Below are 17,993 nucleotides of genomic sequence, written 5' to 3'. Positions count from 1 at the left end.
TAACAGGTTATGCAGATCGATCAACTTTACGACATTTATAAAGCGTTTCCCAAAGTAGTTACAGATACGCGTCATATAGCGGTAGATAGTATTTTCTTTGCCTTAAAGGGAGCTAACTTTAACGGAAATGCATTTGCTGATCAGGCGATAGCCGCTGGCGCAAAATATGTAGTGATAGATGAGCCTCAGTACCAGAAAGGAGATCATTATATCGTAGTAGAAGATGTGCTTTCTACACTTCAACATTTAGCAAAATATCACCGATCTCACCTAAATATTCCTGTTATCGGTGTCACCGGAACAAACGGCAAGACGACAACGAAGGAGCTGTTGCATGCAGTCCTTTCTCAGAAGTATAAAACCTATTCTACAGTAGGCAATCTAAACAATCATATCGGGGTGCCATTGACCCTGCTTTCGATAAACAATAGTTACGAAATTGCTATCGTAGAGATGGGGGCAAATCATGTGGGGGAGATTGCACTATTAAGTGATATAGCACAGCCTACGCATGGTCTCATCACCAATGTCGGAAAAGCGCACTTGGAAGGATTTGGCTCGTTTGAAGGAGTTAAAAAAACAAAGGGAGAGCTATATGATTTTCTTCAGGAAAATGATGGCACTCTTTTTTTGCAAAGCGACAATGTCGAACTTCTAGAAATGGCGAATGCCAGAACCTTTAATAAAATTGTGCGGTATGGTTTTTCCGATCAGAATGATGTAACTGGGAAGTTGTTATATGCTAACCCCTATCTTTCCATTAGTTGGAAGATGAAGGATACAACCCCGATCTATGAGCTTACTACACGCCTTACGGGATCATATAATATCGAAAATCTCTTGGCTGCTATTGCAGTGGGGTTACATTTTGAGGTGTCCCCTATTCCAGTCAATATGGGGATCGAAGGTTATATCCCCAAAAATAATCGTTCACAAATTACAAAAACAGCGAAGAATACCATTATTGCGGATTTCTATAATGCGAATGCAAGCAGCATGTCGGCGGCTTTGGATAATATGAGGGTGTTGGAGGCGGAGCATAAGGTGGTGATCTTAGGGGATATGTTTGAAATGGGTGAGGACGCTTATGCAGAACATAAAAAAATTATCGAATTGGCTAAGTCCTTACGACTGGATCGGTTAATTTTTGTAGGAGAAGAATTCTATGCGCAGCGGGAGCCGGAAGGCGAATACTACCGAACCACGGAGGAAGCTAAATCTGCAATTCCGACTATTGAAAATAGTTTTATCCTACTAAAGGCATCCCGCGGAATGGCATTTGAAAAACTATTGGAACAGCTTTAATTGTCTTTAGTTTCTGTATGATTGACTGTAGGAAGTGATAAATTGAACTTAACAGATAATATGCGAATCAGAAATACCAGTGCTGCGCTTAAAAAGGCATTCGTGCCGTTATCCACATGCAGGTTATTTAAGATCACAAATAACAAGGCGCCAGATAAACATGCAGTAGCATAAATCTCTTTTCGTAATATTAACGGTGTTACATTCATCAATACATCCCGTATTACCCCGCCCATGGAAGCAGAAAACATACCTAACATTATTGCAGCAATGTCGCTGCTTCCGTAAGACAATGATTTTTGAACACCTACCACGGTAAAGAATCCGATGCCGATGGCATCAAATAAGGACAATGTTCGCGCCCATTTGTCTAATTGCTTGTTGGCTATAATTGAAATAAATACACCGATGAATATCGCAATCAGGTAATTTCCGTCTTCGACCCAAACCGGTCGAATATTTAGGAATATATCGCGTAATGATCCACCGCCTATAGCTGTTACAAACCCGGTAAAACTGGCTCCGAAAATGTCAATGTTATTGCGGTTGGCTGCCATAGCTCCCGATATGGCAAAAACCATTGTACCTAAAAGATCGCTATAATATATAAAGTCCATTTATTAACGATGTATACCCAACGCAATAATACGTAAAAAACCTTCATATTTACCAACAATATCGGTAAATATGAAGGTTCTTTACGGCCAATGATATAAGCGCGTTAAGACAGAATAGCGAGGTTGGGCTACCTTAATTCTCTTCTGATTGGTGCAAGGTCTCTAGCTCCTGTTCAAATTTTTTGTGGATTTCTTGATATTCCGGAGCCTCATATGCTTCTGTTATTTTATTTATTTTAGCCTTAAATTCAGGCGATTCATAATATGCTGCAATGTTTTTTGCACTGCTTTCTATTTTCGCAATTTTGGCTTTGAATTCGGGCGATTCAACGTATTTTTCGATGTCCTTGGCACTAGATTCTATCTTCGCGATCTTTTGCTTAAATTCTGAGGACTCAACGTATTTTTCTATTTTTTTAGCTTCCAATTCTATCTTTGCTATTTTCCCCTGAAATTCTGGCGAATTAAAATACTTCTCGATATCCTTTGCATTTGCCTCTATTTTCGAAATCTTCGCTTTAAATTCCGGCGACCCGAAGTACTTTTCGACCTCCTTGGCATTGGCTTCTATCTTTGCTATTTTGGCCTTGAACTCTGGCGAATTGTGATAGTGCTCAATCTTTTTTGCATTTGCCTCTATTTTTGAAATATTGGCTTTAAGTTCCGTATCGTTGCAGGTCGCCTTTAAACTATCGGATCTATTGTCCGAGTGGTGAATTACGGTTGTAGTACGAACAATAGGTGTTTCTGTTGACGCAACCGAAGTCGTATCAGAATCTTCCCTTAGTGTCAGTACTTCCCGTATTTCTGTTTCATGGTTTATTTCAGTTAGCGTTTCTGTTGTAGTTTCTTTATTTTTTGTAAGATCATTTTTATTTCTGTCAGGCGCTATCCAAGCTACAGTAATAAACGTAAATAAAGTTAATGCAATCGCAAACAACTGTTGCTTTACATTGGGATAATTTCTTTCCATATTCGTTATTCGTTTTATACGTTTTAATAAATAGTGCGTGTTTCCGGTTGCGGCCATAGACATAGCAGGAGCTTGTTCAACTCTGAGCGTTTCGATATGGAGCAATGCCTTGGCATAAGCGAGTGGCGTCTTGGTCGAACGGACGACTAAGTCATCGCATGCGTGTTCGCGCTCGATGTGCATAAACCTTGAGGTAAGCCAAACAAAAGGATTAAAAAATAACATCGTTTCTATAGATACTTTGATAAGGTTGATTAAATAGTCATTCCGACGAATATGAGCCAGTTCATGCAACAGTATGGCTTCCACTTGTTCGGTGTCGAGATGGTTTATGAGCGCAACGGGAAATAATACTATGGGTTTGAAATAACCAATCGCCAGCGGTACGCTTACACGTGTAGAAAGATAGAAACCAATCGACTTAGAAATATTCAATTTTTGTAACGCTTTTTGAAACAGCATTGACCATTCTGCAGGCACGGGTTGAATGTTGTAGTTACGGATCTTTTTGAGCCTTATGTAACCATTTACTAGAAAAGCAGTCTGAAATAGTATTCCCAACAGGTATATTATTACGATAAAAGGAAAAATGTTTTCGGTGGCGAATTGCCCTTTTTGAAATTCTTTTAAGAGTAGAACATAGTCCTGTTCATTGAATTTAACACCTGGATTGGTGTGCGAAACCGGAAGAGAGAACGTAGAAACGACGGTAAATATAAACGCGGCCAGTGTTAACAATAATGTTCCGAAAGCGATATTGTGTTTTATTCGCGGGCTCGCCTTAGGCATAAGGGCGAACAAGCCGAACAATATAATATATAGTATTGCTCCTTGCCACAGGGAGTGAACGATACTCCATCCGAGGGCTTTGATCAGATTTTGAATAATAGCTTCCATGGTCTTTTATTTTTCCAGTTTTTCGAGGTATTCTTTTATTAAATCGATTTCTTCCCTACTCGCACTTTTATTTCCCAGCGCCTGCATTACTAACCGCGCTGTAGATCCATTGTATACTGTATCTATCATCTTGTTTAGAAAATGTTGCTGTGTATTCTCTTTATTCAGTAGCGCTTTATAGATGTGTGTCTTTGCCGAAGTATTTCTATCTACCATCCCTTTTTCGTGCATGATCTGCATGATTTTGAGAATGGTGGTGTATCCGATGTCTTTTTTATTCAGTTCTTCGAATACCTCACGTACAGTGCATTCTCCTTTTTTCCAAAGGACCTGCAAAATTTCCATTTCGCCTTCAGTAGGCTTAATTAAATGCTCATTCATATCTTCTACGAATTGTTTCGTATTCAAATGTACGAAGTAATTCGTAGAATCAAAATAAAATTCATTTTTTTTTCTTATTCTGTGATATCTACTGCAGCTACTGGGTTAAATCGCTTCTGTTTCGTCAGGAGCAATTGCGGGTTAATTTAGGTTTTTGTGCGAAATGGTAATTATTTTATCTGTTTGATTAGCCTCGTAATGGTGTTTACCATTCTTTTTCTGTCGGATTTTTTATTTATATCAATCCCATAGAATGTGTTCCCTTTTTCAGCGGAACGGATAGAAAGGTAATATAATCCACCTATGGTCAATGCCAATAGTGGAGATGCATCCATTTTAACGTCCTGTTGGTCGATAAATTTATCGACCATCTTGTTCGTATTTTCCAGCCTGTCTTGCGCAATTTTTTTTAGTGTTTCATTTTCTTCACTCAATTCCCATATCAATAAGCGCTTCAGGAGGTCTTTTTCATAAATAGAGGTAAACTGGTCGGTTAGCATGTCTTTAACAGTCCCTTTGGTTATCTCTTCGGGTACTTCCCGTTGGGATTGCCAAAAATCATTTCTGAGGAGGTATTCGGTTTGCAATCCCTTTAGGTCTCCGAAATGGAAATAAATCAGTTTTTTATCTACATTCGAGATCTCGCAAATTGGATTTGCTTTCAACTCCGTGAATCCTTTATTGATAAGGACGGATTCTACCGCATTTAATAATTTCGATTTTGTAATTAAAGATTTTTGTGTTTTTTTATTTTTAGTCATATCGTATATCCACCACGTAATGATAGCATATTAAATAGTTATTTTGCACCTGTATGCGGGCAATGAGCCTTTTAAGATCAGTATATATTTTGAAACCTTGTTATAAATCAGGCTCCGGGACTGCTAGAATCTACTAAACAAAGGCAATTCGCGAATACAAAAGTTCTAACTGTTTGATGTAAAGAAGGGAAGTTTTCTGAAGGGTATCGTTCATAATATATTGGATTTCGTTTATAATTTCTAAAATAGGCAATTTTAATTGCTTTCAAAAGAGGTTGAAAGATTTTATGCTATCATCTGCAAAAACTATTTAGTTGTTTTTCTATACAGCTATCGTTTTATACTGTCCGTTTACCAATATGTTGACAGTGCCCCTTGGTCCTCTGATTTTGTAATCCACCACCTTTCGTGCCTTCCAGCGGACATCAATTTCATAGTTTCCGCGGGCTTTCAATCCCCGGATTTCTCCGTCCTGCCATCCGCTTGGTAATGCGGGTAATAGATGGATATAACCATTGTGGCTCTGCAGAAGCATTTCAGCAATACCTGCACTTCCGCCGAAGTTACCGTCTATTTGGAAAGGTGGATGCGCGCAAAAAAGATTGGGATACGTTCCGGCACCAGCACCTTTATAGGTTACTTGATCTGCATGCGCGGGCTTTAAAAGCTGACGCAAGATTTCCAACGCATGATCTCCATCCTGCAAACGTGCCCAAAACAGGATCTTCCACGCACGCGACCATCCTGTTCCTTCGTCTCCCCGTACTTCTAGCGTCTTGCGTGCCGCATCGGCCCATATTGGCGTGGTCTGTGGAGAGATAAACGGAGCTGGATATAAGCCATATAAATGGGATACATGCCGATGTTGCGGTTCGGTTTCTTCATAATCCTTCAACCACTCCATGACACGTCCATTTGGGCTTACCACTACGGCTGGAGGCAGTTGCGTGAGCTTAGACTTCAGCGCTGCTACAAAACGATCTTCTTTTTGTAAGATGGAGTCTGCCTGAATTAAAGAGAGATACAGTTCGCGCACAATCTGGTTGTCGATCGTTGGACCCATCACTACGGAAGCGGTCTTTCCATTAGGCAAGCGAAAGCCATTTTCTGGAGAAACGGACGGTGCGGTTACGAGCCATCCCGTAGCGGGATCTTTAATCAACGTTGCATCATAGAATACCGCTGCATCCTTTAAAATCGGGTATATATCGTTCAAGTAGTCGGTGTCTTGCGTAAACTGATAATGTTCCCATAGATGATTGCACAGCCAGCCGGAAGCTGTACTCGCCCCCCATGATGCGTGTTCGCCAGGAGCTGTATACCCCCACACATTGGTCATCATGTACACCACCCATCCCGGGGCATTGTAGTATGCCTGTGCCGTTTGTCTACCTTGCTGTGCCAATGTTTTGATCAGTCGAATAAATGGCATGTGGTATTCGCTTAAATTTCCTACCTCAACACCCCAATGGTTCATCTGTGCATTAATATTTAAGTGATAATCACCATTCCAGGGCGTTTGGATCTGATGTGTCCATAGCCCCTGCAAATTGGGAGGTAATGCACGTTCGTCGTCTGGAGCGGTACTGGATAATGTTAAATAGCGCCCGAATTGAAAATATAAGGCAGCCATAGCCGGATCTTGATTTGGATCCGCGAAAAAATTCGTGATACGTTTATCCGTAGGCAATTCACTGTTTTCCTTCGAAGCAAGCTGCAAATGAACGCGATCAAATTTCGAACGATAATTTTTCACATGTTCGGTATGAAGTTTTTTTTCGGAGAGCTTTTCAATTTTGCCTATCTCATTCTGAACTTGTTTCTCTGGATCACCACCGTAGTAGCTGGTGCTTGCCGCTATGTATATAACTACATCGCCCTTGGCTTGGACCGTCAATTCTTTTCCGTTTTTTTCTATGCGAAGATCTTTCCCTTTCACTTTTACCATCCCCGCAAAGCGTAAATTTTTCCCACCCTTGCCATCCGGCAATGATCCATTGATGCGTAAACCATCCGAGGCGAGGCGGTAATCCTCAACATTCTCTGGTCTATCCAGTCGTAAGGAGAAACGCAAAGCGTTCTTTTTGTTGGCATGCAAGGCAATTACCCCTACATTGGGACCAAATGCGGTATAATATCGACGTGTATATTCTACGCCATCCGCTGTAAACTCCGTCAAGGCGGTAGCCGTCTCCAAGTCCAAGCTTCGTCTGTAGCTTGAAATATGATCGAGTGAATCAAATTTCAAGTGCAGGTTGCCAAATAACTGATAACAACCGTAAGGTACGTTTGCGCCATTGCCATGGCCCGATCCTTTACCATTTGTCACAAAAGTTTGGTTTACCAACTTTTCTGCCTCGTCATTTTTGCCTTCAAGTAAAAGAGCTTGTATACGTTGCACTTTTTGATAAGCTGCTGGATCATTCGGATCTTCCGGACTTCCCGACCACATACTGATTTCATTCAGTACAATGGTTTCTTCTTGTACTTTTCCATCCGGCATCATGCCGATTTTCCCGTTTCCTAATGGTAGGGTGGCTTCCCATATGCTGGCGGGTTTGTCGTACCAAAGTTTTAGATTATTGTCTTGGGCATAGCAATGGCAACATCCAATAAGGCAGAGTCCGATACAAATGAAAGAATAAAGTCTAATTGGGCGATAGCAAAAAGACACGAGGTTAGCAGAAAAAAAACGAATGGTGATCATCTTATGGTCTATGTGTTTAGATCTAAAGATATAAAACAAAATAAAACTTACATCAACTGTTTTACAAACAAACGTTTGTGTATTTTATCAAGATAAATGAGTATTTTTCAGAAGCCGGAAAAGTTGCCCGCCAAATTGCCTTTGTGCAGGAAGGTGTTTTGATGATTTGTTATTATAATAACAAAGGCGAAGAAATCGTTCATCATTTTGTAGATGAAAATCACTTTGTAGTGGACCTGGAAAGTTTCAACAACAAAATCACTTCTATGATTTACATACGGGCGGTTACAGATTGTGTGCTAATCTTGTTCTCGTATGAACGTTTCAAAGAGTTGTCCACCACGATTATTGATTGGGATAAAACCATCCATAAAATTACCGTAAAAACCCTGCTGGATAAAGTTAACTTAGTGCAGCCAAAGTTGAATACCGAGGCCAAAACCCGATATTTGGATTTCTTGAAAAACTTTCCCAATTTAGTAAATAGGATACCGCTTATTTATATCGCTTCTTACTTAGGGATTACAGCAACCTCGTTAAGCAGAATCAGGAAAAGTATCAGTAAATAAATTTCAAGTAATAAACTTTAAAATCGGATAGCCTGGGTTGGTCGGTGTGAGCTCAGGATAATGCCATAGGCGAGGGAGTAAATCTGTTGCTATCTATTATAAAATCTGCACCGGGAAAAAGACCACCATTCTATTCAAACGAGTTAGGTGTATCGGTCTAAATCATCGAAAAATGGATAAGGTCTTTACGGTCTGACGATAAAATAGCGTTCCTTGGAGCGCCAAAGACCGTATGATATAGGGGCTTAAGTAGCAGCTAGTAATTGCAAAATATAATAGGAATACAAATTGATTGAGGAAACAATCGACGCAGATTAAGAAGTAATGATCGAAATGAAGATACCAGTATACGTTATTAATTTGAAAGAGCGAGCCGACAGGTTAACAAGTGTCCTCGCTGAATCTCGGCAGAACTTTTTTAAATTTTGCCGGGGTTTAAATCAAGATAACAATGATTAAAATAAAACTTCTTTTCGTCTGTAGTCTTTTGTTCTTTTTGTCATGTAACCGGGCAACAGAGATCGCTACAGACACTACAAACATAATCGCCGGTACTTCCAAAATAACAGGAATCATCACTCCTATTGATCAAAATAGGGATAGCATCATGGTAACTTTTAATGTTATACATCCAATTTCTGGAGAAAATGTTAAACATCAAGTTCTCGCTGACCAATTGGGAAAATTCTCAATAGACTTTGATATGGAAACCGAGACTTCTTTATTATGGTTGTATACGAGTGTAAATCCCAATAAATTTTTTTTCATCAAATCGATAAACAATCACTCTACTCACATTGATATCGACTATAATTCAAATCGTGACATCAAAAATGTCGAGGTTACGCCTGTGATGAATAAATATGATATGATGCAGACCATGGGGGTGTTAAACAAAATGTTTGATTATAGACCAGATAGCCCAGGTTGGGTATATCCACGACTCTATGATAAAAGTGTAGATGAGTTCTTGGATCGTGCTAAAAGTACAGTATCTCATAGATTAGCACTATTCGTAAATAAGGATGACGCATTATCCAGAGAGTTTAAAGATTTTATAGCTAAAGAGTATCGTTTATACTTGTATACAGGACATGTCTTTGATTACCAAAGAGAGATGAAGCTTAATTATCGTAACGCAACTCAAGACACAGCCAATACACCAGAAATCCAACAGATTGATCGGTCATATTTTCGTTTTTTGAAAGAGTTCAATCTCAATGATCCGCAATACCTCCACACGTTCACATTCTCCGAATTCCAGAGCCTAGTTCTTCAAAATGAGGTTTTAGATCTTCCAAAGATCGGAGAAAACGATATCCCCTCTTGGTTGGCAAGCGTGAAAGTTATTCTAGCTGATCTGGTCGGATTCGATGAAGGGCCATATTATGATATTCTGGCGGCAAATGCCTATGGTTGGCAGCTCAACGAACAGGTAGAACCCCTAACCGAAAAGCAAAAAGAGCATATAACCCATTATTGGAAAGATGGAAAAATCGCAAAAATACTCTTTCGAAAAAACCGACAGGTTGTTGAACTTGACAAAGTAAAATCACCTACTGTTGTAAATGACATCACGTCGGTTCCGGAAGATAAGGTCATGGAGACTATTGTTTCTAAGTATAAGGACAAGGTTGTGTTTATTGACCTTTGGGCAACATGGTGTGCTCCTTGCCTGGAAGCAATGAAACAATTCAGAGGTGCAAAAGGCGATTTTAAAGATAAGGATATTGTATTTGTATATATCACCAACGGGTCTTCACCCCAAAAGTTATGGGAAGAAAAAATAAAAGGAATAGGCAGCGAACATTATTATCTGACAGACGCCCAGTGGACTTACATGATGGATTATTTTGAGTTTGAGTATATTCCGTCCTATCTGTTATATAATAAAGAAGGCGTACTCATGAATAAATTTTCAGCCTTTCCCGGAAATGACGCTGTAAGCGGGATGATTAACGATCTGTTAAAATGAGCAAGCCATGGCGGCATCGTCAATATAATTACCGCACCAAAACGTATAAAACTGCGTTAAAATATTACTATGCAAAATATATTTAAGTCAAAATTTTTTATGGTTATAACCATAATTACATATGTAAAAAGATATCTTTTGTGGTTATAACCATAAAGATGATTTTAAAAACAGCATATATAGATCAGGTCAAAAGTTTTATCGATAAACCGCAGATAATGATACTTACTGGTATTAGACATTTAGAAATTCAAGAACATAACTGTCTTTAAAAGTACTGGCAATATCGATGTGAATTGCTTTTGCTTCCGGCGAAAGTTTCGAATTTCCTATCATTGTACGCTCAAAAAGACTTGCTGATATTTGGCGATCTAGCTCTCTAACACTATAATTCTCTCGGATGCATAGACGGATATAAAACTCTCTTTCTTCTTCCATTTTACATCGGGAGAAAATAGTGCGGTGATGTGTCCAACTTAATTGTACCAAAATTGTGTTTCTGATGTTCTTTGGTTCAAATTGTGTCCTCACTGAGGACACAATTTTACTATTATCGTTAGATAATGTTTGTTGTTCAGTTGAAATGATAAGTTTGGATGGAGCATAGGTCTCGTAAAATTGTATGATTCTATAGAGTCCTCTACGGTTAAAACCTTTCAGTTCAGGATTGTTTTTTTGAACGAAAGTTGCAAGTTCTTCGACCGTTTTATCACCCCACCCAGCAACAGCGGGCTTATCTTTAATATATGATCCGACATTCCAATACAGGTTTATCAATTGTACATTAACAGCTTTTATGGCGCTATTTCGTGATTGTTGTATGAGTTGTATGATGTCTGAAAAACGTTTGTCCATGTCTACTACTGTATGTTATAAATATTGCTTTTACATTCAAGTACTCCCATTGGTTTATGTACACGCTGCGTTGTATGAATTCGGTTTCTAGTACGGTTTATATTTTTCCAACGCAGCGTTGGAAAAACTCTGATGAAGAGAAAAAGCTGTAAAATTTAATACAATTGTAGAGGTTTGTTGGGGAAAAACCAGAATAATATAAAAGCCTATACTCAAAGTCAGAAACAAGAAAAATAATCAATCCATAGCCTCATAAAACAGTATTAGCTGGGATATAAAAATAAACATGGTCTAAACCGTGAGTTTACGAAAGATAATAAGTTTTGATCTATTTTTTTGCTAATTTATTTAGTTTTTTGCAAATTTTATTGCTATATTTGATTAATAACCAATAGATAACGGTAATGGCAAAAGCAAAAAAGCAGACAAGTAATTACGTCGATATCCTCAGCGACTTCGGCTGGAAATATTATTTTGGTCGTGAGGAGAACAAGAGTAATCTCATCAATTTTCTGAACAGTCTTCTCGAAGGGGAGCATGTCGTTGCTGACTTACAGTACAGCAATGTCGAAGAAGATGGTGAGGATGTCAGCGATCGTAAGGTCGTGTTCGACCTGCGTTGTGTCGGTGAAGGAGGGGAAGTTTTTTTAGTGGAAATGCAGCTGCAGAACCAGGACTTCTTTTTCGACCGTGCAGTAACCTATACCTCGCGTACCATAAGTCGCCTGGCTAAGAAAGGAACAGACGGCAATGGGTACGAGCTGCCTTCCGTTTATTTTGTTGCCGTATTGGGTTTTCGGATGGATAAGCTCAATAGTGATAAATACTATTATAGTGCAAAGGTGATAGATGAGTTTGATCAGGAAGTATTGTATCCTAAGCTAAGTTACAAGATGCTAGTGCTGCCCAATTTCAATAAACCACTGACAGGATTGGATACTGTTATAGATCAATGGATGTATCTGATGAAGCATTCGCATGAGATGAACCAACTGGCTAACTATTTGGATAAAAGAATATTCTCCCGTATCTTTGCCATAGGAGAACTGGCAAATCTAACGCCTGAGGAACATATGGCATATATATCAAGCTTGGATCGTAAACGTGATTATAATAACACGATAGCCTATGCAAAAAAGGAGGCTCTCGCCGAAGGTATTGCCGAAGGCGAACGCAAGAAGGCTATTGAATCAGCCCGTAAAATGTTGAGTAGGGGGTATGATAAAAAGGATATCAGCGATCTTCTGGGGCTTTCTATTGAGGAAATCGAAAAACTAAAATAATTATTTAGACATTATAAAGTCTATTGCAGCCATCTGGAATCTTTTCAGATGGCTGTTGTTGTTTAATGTCATCACGCAATCAAAATGCCTATTTCGTCAATGTTTTTAAAATTTCACCCTTGTACAGCATGGAATACCGGGCGTTGATCAACCTGAATTCAGAAACATTGTAATCCGTCAATGCCTTGTAGAGATCCATCGAAGAACTTTTTCCGATCTTGTAGCGCTCGTTCATCGCTTCATAGTTTACTTTGTTCGCTTCAAATGTAGCCTCTAAAGCTCTTAGTTCCTCAATGGATGCCTGATATTCCAGCTCGGATTGCGAGAATGCTTCCCGTCGCTGCTTTACGACCTTTCCTTTTTCAAATAGGAGATTTTCCTGCCCGAGTCTCGCCTTTTTGGTATTAGCTCTAGCCTTAAAGCCGTCATAGATGGGCATAGAAATAGAGATATTACCATATAGCGATCTATTCTGGTTGAACTGTTCCCACAAGGGCATTACCATACTATTAAACATATTATAGCGTTGTGACGAATAGTTCGTACCGTATCCGCCATTGAGTGAGATAGTAGGGTAATAGGCTGATCTGGCAAGTTTGATATTGATATGTGCCAGATCGATCTGCCTATCTATAGCCTTGAGGTAAGGATCGTTTATGAGATATTCTTCAGGCGGGGCTAAGGGTAAACCTGATGCGGTCGGAGGTACGAGTTCCAGTTCATCCGATTCCGCCATCTCCAATAGCTGTTTGAGCTTGAGTAAGCCCAGGTTGTAGCCATTCTTTGCCGTTACGATATTGAGCTTATCATTTGCTACCTTACTTTTGGCCTGGGATAGATCAATTATGGTCCGCTTGCCCACTTCGATCTGGATCTCTTCCTGCGCAAGCTGCTGTTCGGATAGTTTTAGCTGTACCAGACTAGCCTCGTAAAGATCATGGTTGATCAATGTCTGAAAAAACAACGATAGCAACTGCAGCTCCAGTTCTCTTTTCAACTTTTCAACATCCAATTTTGTGAGCTCCAGATTCAGTTCTTCCGCTTTAATGGTATTTACTTTTTGAAGGCCCTTAAACAGGATTACATTGGTTGCGATATTGGCATTCGCATAATTAGACCACTGGTTTCCCGTAATCAGCTGGCCGGTAACCTGATCGAAAACCAGTCCAAGCGTATGCTGGTTGTTTGCATTGAAATAGATATTCGGCATCAACGCATGTTTCGCCATATCGACGTTCATCACAGCGATACGCTCCTGCAATTCCCGCTGTTTTAGATCCAAGCTGTTTTCCACCAGAATCTCTCGGGCGCGTTTCAGTGAGAGTACCAGTTGCGCATGTGAGAGCAGGGGTAATAACAAAACCAGCAACGTTGTCAAAAACCACTTCTTCATTATTTGGAATTAATTATAAATGGTTCTACCTTAAAAAATAAACAAAGGATTGTTATAGTCATCTTTAAAGTTTTTAATCTTTAGCTTTCTTTGTCGTCCTGTACTTGACACCGTGAAGGTCTTATCTGGATTTAAGCGAATGTAGATGTCGGCAAGACTTCTTCTAGGGGTTCCATTGTTAAGGTAAGGGTGAAAAAAGCGACCAAACGGGAATTGACTTTCTTTTGTACCGAACACGAAATCATAAAATTTTCCTCTTTCCCCATACAACAACTCCGTTTCACCCATGGTTCCCTCCCTTTCTACAACAACCTGAAGAATAAGGACCGAATCGCGAGTAAGCTTGATCGCTTCTGAATAATTCTGATTAAGGTATTCCGTAAATTCTTTTATTTTTACAGCACGGGGTGTGGCCACAACTGTTGAAAACCTCGTTGCTTTTGCTATATAAGAGTGGGTTTTAGTCAAAAGAATCCCGCTGGTCTTAGATTCCATTAATGTAGTATAATGGACGAAATTCTTACTAAGAATAAGATTATACACCATCGGATACTTTTTCTTTACCCAGAAACGATCTCCTTCAAAGTTCAGGTTGTAAAAAGTATAATTTAGAATCCCCGTTTTACCTGCGTAATAGATTGAGTCTATGATTCCATAAATATCTAGATTTACGGGGATACCATCAAAATAATCTACACGTATAGAGTCAATACCCTCATAAGTAGCAAAAATAGTTGCTATATCATCCTGTATAGTTTCATCCTTAAAATCAATTCTGTCTATCTGCCCTAAGAGGGAATATGACTGAGTGAATACGATAAAAAACAGGGCTAAACTGCGAACACCAATTAATAATTTCATGATTAATCTTTATTTTCTCCTTCATTAAGGATTGTAATATTTTTTTGTGAGACCTTCATATATTTCACGATTTCGTCCATCATTGTAAAAGTCTTGTAGACTGTCGTAAGACCTTACTGTTCCATGATCTGTTATGCTCCATACCTGCCCCGTCGAAGGATCTGTTCTTACGGAGTGAGAAAGAACACTTCCATTATAAAATGAGATAACTGTTGCTGCTGATGCATTAGAAACATAATTAGTGTTCATCATTATTATTACCAATACATCAGTGGGTTTTTCGGATCTTCTTTATAATTCTTTATCCTCAGCACTCGCCCCCGACCAGTACTTGATACAGAGAACGTCCTGTCAGGATTTAAACGGACATATATATCAGCGATGCTTATTTTACGATAGGAATTAAAAAATCGAAAAAAAATCATGTACTTCTCGTGTTTTTCGTCGGGGCCAAATACAAATTCATAAAAGCGGCCTTCCTCGCCATGAAGAAGAAACTTTTCCTTTATTGTTCCTTCTGCGTCTAAGACTGCTTGTACTATAAGAATCGAATCTTTTGTTGGCATGATAGTATCTGAATATTTCGCGTTCAAGTAATCGGTAAACTCTTGAGTTTTCTTCAATTTTGCTGTTGAAGAATAATAAGCTACTACATCCCTTACTCTAGAAGATTCTTCAGATACGACTAATCCGAAATGATTGAGATCTTTTGGTATATACTCCTTCAAATTTTCGTTTAGAATAAAATCATACAATAAAGGGTATTTTCTTTGTAAGTATAACAGATCCCCTTCAAATTCCAGATTATAATAATGTTTTCGTTTATTATGTTTCAGGTTAGAAAAATTACTGGAATCCAAGTCTCCATACACAATTAAATCGGTAGTTTTTTTATTGTAATAAGTAAAATCTATCGAGTCAATCGTTTTATATTCCATAAAAATTCCTCTTATATTTTTTTCAGAATAATAATCGCCGATGTTTTTCTTCTCGTACTGCGATACGCGGCAAGACGTAAAACATATTATAGGTAGAAGGAGGTAGATAAGTGCGTGGATTTTCATTTGATAAATCTTGAATTCTTAAAGCTGATAGTATTTTTTTACCATATCAGCATTATTGTAAATATCTCCATGTGTTAGACCGTTTGGTGCTATGGGAGAGTGTAATAATCCTGGATGCTAACGTAATGTTTAATATCACCATGATCGGTTTTGCTCCATACCTCACCTGTATTTGGATCTGTTTTAATAGAATGCATAAGTGTACCTCCAGATCCATAAAATGAAATGACGTTTGCATCAGCTGAATTAGAAGAATAAGTTCCATCCATCATATTTTCAAACGCCAAACTTTCATTTATGCCCCATGAAGATGTAGGCATAGTGGAGTTGTCGGGATCAACAAACCACAGATCAAGTCCCATAGCATAGCCATGACAATTGGATTTGTAATGTCCCGGTATATCATTCACTACAAACTGTTGCCCTTATCAATACCCTTCTATGGTATGAAGACCCCTCGGAGTTTTGATCGTGATACTTCCGTCCCTATTCAAGCGTACCAATACACGGATGAATGTGTCATGTCTTAGCCCTGATGTTTCTAAAATCGCTGCTCTCCATGATTTACTGCTTTTACGAAACTCTTCAACAATGATATCATATAACAATGATGGTCTGCCAACTATCCGTTCTACATCACCTAAACTGTCATCTCGAAGTACCTTACACTTCAGTACATACACAGAATCTCTTTCTTCCGTAAACTGTTTTTCTTTTTTGTACCTCATGCTTATGGTCTGCTGTAACTCCTTCATATTGCCACCGTATGATGCGGGCCATCCTAATATTCCTTTTTTTTCTCCTTCTAAAAGCCTTTTGTCGGTTAGAAATCGGTAGATGATGGAATCTTTAAATGCGACTATACTATATAAATTATCTTGTTGGAGCGCATTTATGTCTTTAGATGAGAAAAGCTCAGTTCCTTCCGATACAATATTGACCATGTCATATTTTTCTTTGAAAAAGACTGAGTCTGCCTCATAGCTTAAATCAAAGTAAAGAGATTTACGATAGTTGTACTCGTCTCTTTCTTTAAAATGCAATATCGAAACTGAGGGAATATCCTTTCTGTAGATTATAGAAAGAGAGTGTAGTGTAGGATATTCACTAAAAAGGCATGTAACCGATTGATTTGGTTCCCGAACAAATTTTATGAATTTATTCTCCTCATATAATGCTTGCGCATGGACGTAATTGGGAAAGCTAGAAAATGTTATTGCAAGCAAAATATTTAACAGCATCCTCTCTGGGTAAATGAAAAACTTGTTGTTTCTATTACAGATCATCACCTTAGCTTATAATATTTTACCGTACCCTTATACCAATCTTCAGTGCCGACGGGAGCCTCACCTCGTTGAAATGCAGCTTCTGAATTGTAGGTGTTTACATCTGAAATCATTCCTTTTGCGGCGTAACCTTGTGACATGTCATATTTTCCAGCATGTATTGCGTAATCGCCTGAATACACTACTGCAATGCTGGCATTGGGGTCAAAGCTAGATGTTTCTTCGTAAAATGCGTTTTTATATGCTTCGAAAGAAAATTCGTTTTTAGTTGTTGTTGAGGTATCATCCCAAAAATAGTATTGACCATCTGCAACAGCAAATCCAAAACAATTTGATTGATAAGAATCCTCAATAGATAAAAATTGTCCCGTATTGGTATCCCATATAGATACTGTTTCGTAGACAATATATTTTTCTCCATTTTTGTCCGTTAACTCCATTTCCCTATACTCGAAGATCAGTCCGTTCACTGTCGAATCCTCTCCTGTCGGAAAGAACGTAATTCTATCAGTGGGAGTAGCAACAATATTCCCATCTGAATCCCTTACCCAGGGGTCTCCCGTATTGCTTTGCCCCGTATTTCCATTGTTACCTCCACCACCACCTGGATAGTAACCTCCATAGTCGCCATAACCCCCGTACGCTCCATAATTCCCATAGTTCCCATAACCACCTGTGCCGTAACCTCCATTATGATACCCCCCATATCCTCCTTCGTAATAACCACCGTATCCTCCGGGTCCCCAAGGCGTCCAGTCATCCCAGTCATCATCAAAATATCCTCCATATCCTCCACCTATATCTACCCCAGGAATCTCAATAGGATTGTTCGGGTCTCCGTAGCCCCCGAAATTACCATAGTCTCCATATCCACCAGGGTTATACTCACCTTCCGGCGGAACATATCCGTTTTGCATGGCTGCCCAAAGTTCTTCCCATGAGTTATACCCACCATAACTTCCGGTTCCGCCCTTAATACTATGCAAATGCTCCAGATCCAGCATTTCCAGTTCCTGTCCCAATTGGTCCAGATTTAATTTTAATCGTTTCATTTTGTTTTTATTTA

At 39.0% G+C, this 17,993-nt stretch carries 17 protein-coding genes; 4 read left to right on the top strand and 13 right to left on the bottom strand.

Annotated elements, in window-relative coordinates:
* The first annotated feature begins 9 nt into the window (after nt 1-9).
* The gene (locus C4F40_RS10435) at nt 10-1,305 is read left to right on the top strand and encodes a UDP-N-acetylmuramoyl-tripeptide--D-alanyl-D-alanine ligase (RefSeq protein ID WP_196939350.1); all 1,296 of its coding nucleotides are present in this window, start codon (nt 10-12) and stop codon (nt 1,303-1,305) included.
* Here the strand turns inward: C4F40_RS10435 and C4F40_RS10430 are convergent.
* The 5 genes from C4F40_RS10430 to C4F40_RS10410 form a co-directional block, all read right to left on the bottom strand.
* Nucleotides 1,302-1,922: a trimeric intracellular cation channel family protein gene (locus C4F40_RS10430; RefSeq protein WP_196939349.1), complete on the bottom strand. Its 621-nt coding sequence runs from the start codon at nt 1,920-1,922 to the stop codon at nt 1,302-1,304. The genes C4F40_RS10435 and C4F40_RS10430 overlap by 4 nt on opposite strands.
* Nucleotides 1,923-2,055: 133 nt before the next feature.
* Nucleotides 2,056-3,792, bottom strand: a complete 1,737-nt coding sequence (locus C4F40_RS10425) for a M56 family metallopeptidase (RefSeq protein ID WP_196939348.1) — start codon at nt 3,790-3,792, stop codon at nt 2,056-2,058.
* A 6-nt stretch (nt 3,793-3,798) separates the two neighbouring features.
* Nucleotides 3,799-4,200: a BlaI/MecI/CopY family transcriptional regulator gene (locus C4F40_RS10420; protein ID WP_313785400.1), complete on the bottom strand. Its 402-nt coding sequence runs from the start codon at nt 4,198-4,200 to the stop codon at nt 3,799-3,801.
* Nucleotides 4,201-4,343: 143 nt separating this feature from the next.
* Nucleotides 4,344-4,934 carry a TetR/AcrR family transcriptional regulator gene (locus C4F40_RS10415; RefSeq protein ID WP_196939347.1) on the bottom strand — a complete coding sequence of 197 codons (591 nt, stop codon included), beginning with the start codon at nt 4,932-4,934 and terminating at the stop codon, nt 4,344-4,346.
* 322 nt (nt 4,935-5,256) lie between these two features.
* Nucleotides 5,257-7,641: a glycoside hydrolase family 95 protein gene (locus C4F40_RS10410; protein WP_196939346.1), complete on the bottom strand. Its 2,385-nt coding sequence runs from the start codon at nt 7,639-7,641 to the stop codon at nt 5,257-5,259.
* A 77-nt stretch (nt 7,642-7,718) separates the two neighbouring features.
* On the opposite strand from C4F40_RS10410, the gene C4F40_RS10405 reads away from it, so the two are divergent.
* Together C4F40_RS10405 and C4F40_RS10400 are read left to right on the top strand one after the other, a co-directional pair.
* Nucleotides 7,719-8,210, top strand: a complete 492-nt coding sequence (locus C4F40_RS10405) for a Crp/Fnr family transcriptional regulator (protein WP_231390013.1) — start codon at nt 7,719-7,721, stop codon at nt 8,208-8,210.
* A gap of 451 nt (nt 8,211-8,661) precedes the next feature.
* Nucleotides 8,662-10,185: a TlpA family protein disulfide reductase gene (locus C4F40_RS10400; protein ID WP_196939345.1), complete on the top strand. Its 1,524-nt coding sequence runs from the start codon at nt 8,662-8,664 to the stop codon at nt 10,183-10,185.
* 234 nt (nt 10,186-10,419) lie between these two features.
* On the opposite strand, the gene C4F40_RS10395 is transcribed toward C4F40_RS10400, so the two are convergent.
* Nucleotides 10,420-11,040, bottom strand: coding sequence for a DUF1016 N-terminal domain-containing protein (locus tag C4F40_RS10395; protein WP_196939344.1), 621 nt, complete (start codon nt 11,038-11,040; stop codon nt 10,420-10,422).
* Between the two features lie 404 nt (nt 11,041-11,444).
* On the opposite strand from C4F40_RS10395, the gene C4F40_RS10390 reads away from it, so the two are divergent.
* A complete protein-coding gene (locus C4F40_RS10390) occupies nt 11,445-12,323 on the top strand; it encodes an Rpn family recombination-promoting nuclease/putative transposase (protein WP_196939343.1) in 879 nt (292 codons plus the stop codon).
* Nucleotides 12,324-12,411: 88 nt separating this feature from the next.
* On the opposite strand, the gene C4F40_RS10385 is transcribed toward C4F40_RS10390, so the two are convergent.
* The 7 genes from C4F40_RS10385 to C4F40_RS10355 form a co-directional block, all read right to left on the bottom strand.
* On the bottom strand, nt 12,412-13,716 hold the full coding sequence (locus tag C4F40_RS10385; RefSeq protein ID WP_196939342.1) for a TolC family protein: 1,305 nt from the start codon (nt 13,714-13,716) through the stop codon (nt 12,412-12,414).
* A gap of 30 nt (nt 13,717-13,746) precedes the next feature.
* Entirely contained in the window at nt 13,747-14,577 is an 831-nt protein-coding gene (locus tag C4F40_RS10380) for a hypothetical protein (RefSeq protein WP_196939341.1), read from the bottom strand.
* A 24-nt stretch (nt 14,578-14,601) separates the two neighbouring features.
* Nucleotides 14,602-14,829 carry a hypothetical protein gene (locus C4F40_RS10375; RefSeq protein WP_196939340.1) on the bottom strand — a complete coding sequence of 76 codons (228 nt, stop codon included), beginning with the start codon at nt 14,827-14,829 and terminating at the stop codon, nt 14,602-14,604.
* 5 nt (nt 14,830-14,834) lie between these two features.
* Nucleotides 14,835-15,515 (bottom strand): hypothetical protein, encoded by a 681-nt coding sequence (locus tag C4F40_RS10370; RefSeq protein WP_196939339.1) that lies wholly within the window; start codon nt 15,513-15,515, stop codon nt 14,835-14,837.
* Nucleotides 15,516-15,730: 215 nt separating this feature from the next.
* A complete protein-coding gene (locus C4F40_RS10365; protein WP_196939338.1) occupies nt 15,731-16,051 on the bottom strand; it encodes a hypothetical protein in 321 nt (106 codons plus the stop codon).
* An 18-nt stretch (nt 16,052-16,069) separates the two neighbouring features.
* Nucleotides 16,070-16,882, bottom strand: a complete 813-nt coding sequence (locus C4F40_RS10360; protein WP_196939337.1) for a hypothetical protein — start codon at nt 16,880-16,882, stop codon at nt 16,070-16,072.
* Nucleotides 16,883-16,926: 44 nt separating this feature from the next.
* Nucleotides 16,927-17,979: a hypothetical protein gene (locus C4F40_RS10355; RefSeq protein ID WP_196939336.1), complete on the bottom strand. Its 1,053-nt coding sequence runs from the start codon at nt 17,977-17,979 to the stop codon at nt 16,927-16,929.
* Nucleotides 17,980-17,993 lie beyond the last annotated feature (14 nt).

It is taken from the genome of Sphingobacterium pedocola (genome assembly GCF_015209965.1).
Taxonomy (GTDB): domain Bacteria; phylum Bacteroidota; class Bacteroidia; order Sphingobacteriales; family Sphingobacteriaceae; genus Sphingobacterium; species Sphingobacterium pedocola.
This window is presented reverse-complemented; position numbering and strand designations above follow the sequence as displayed.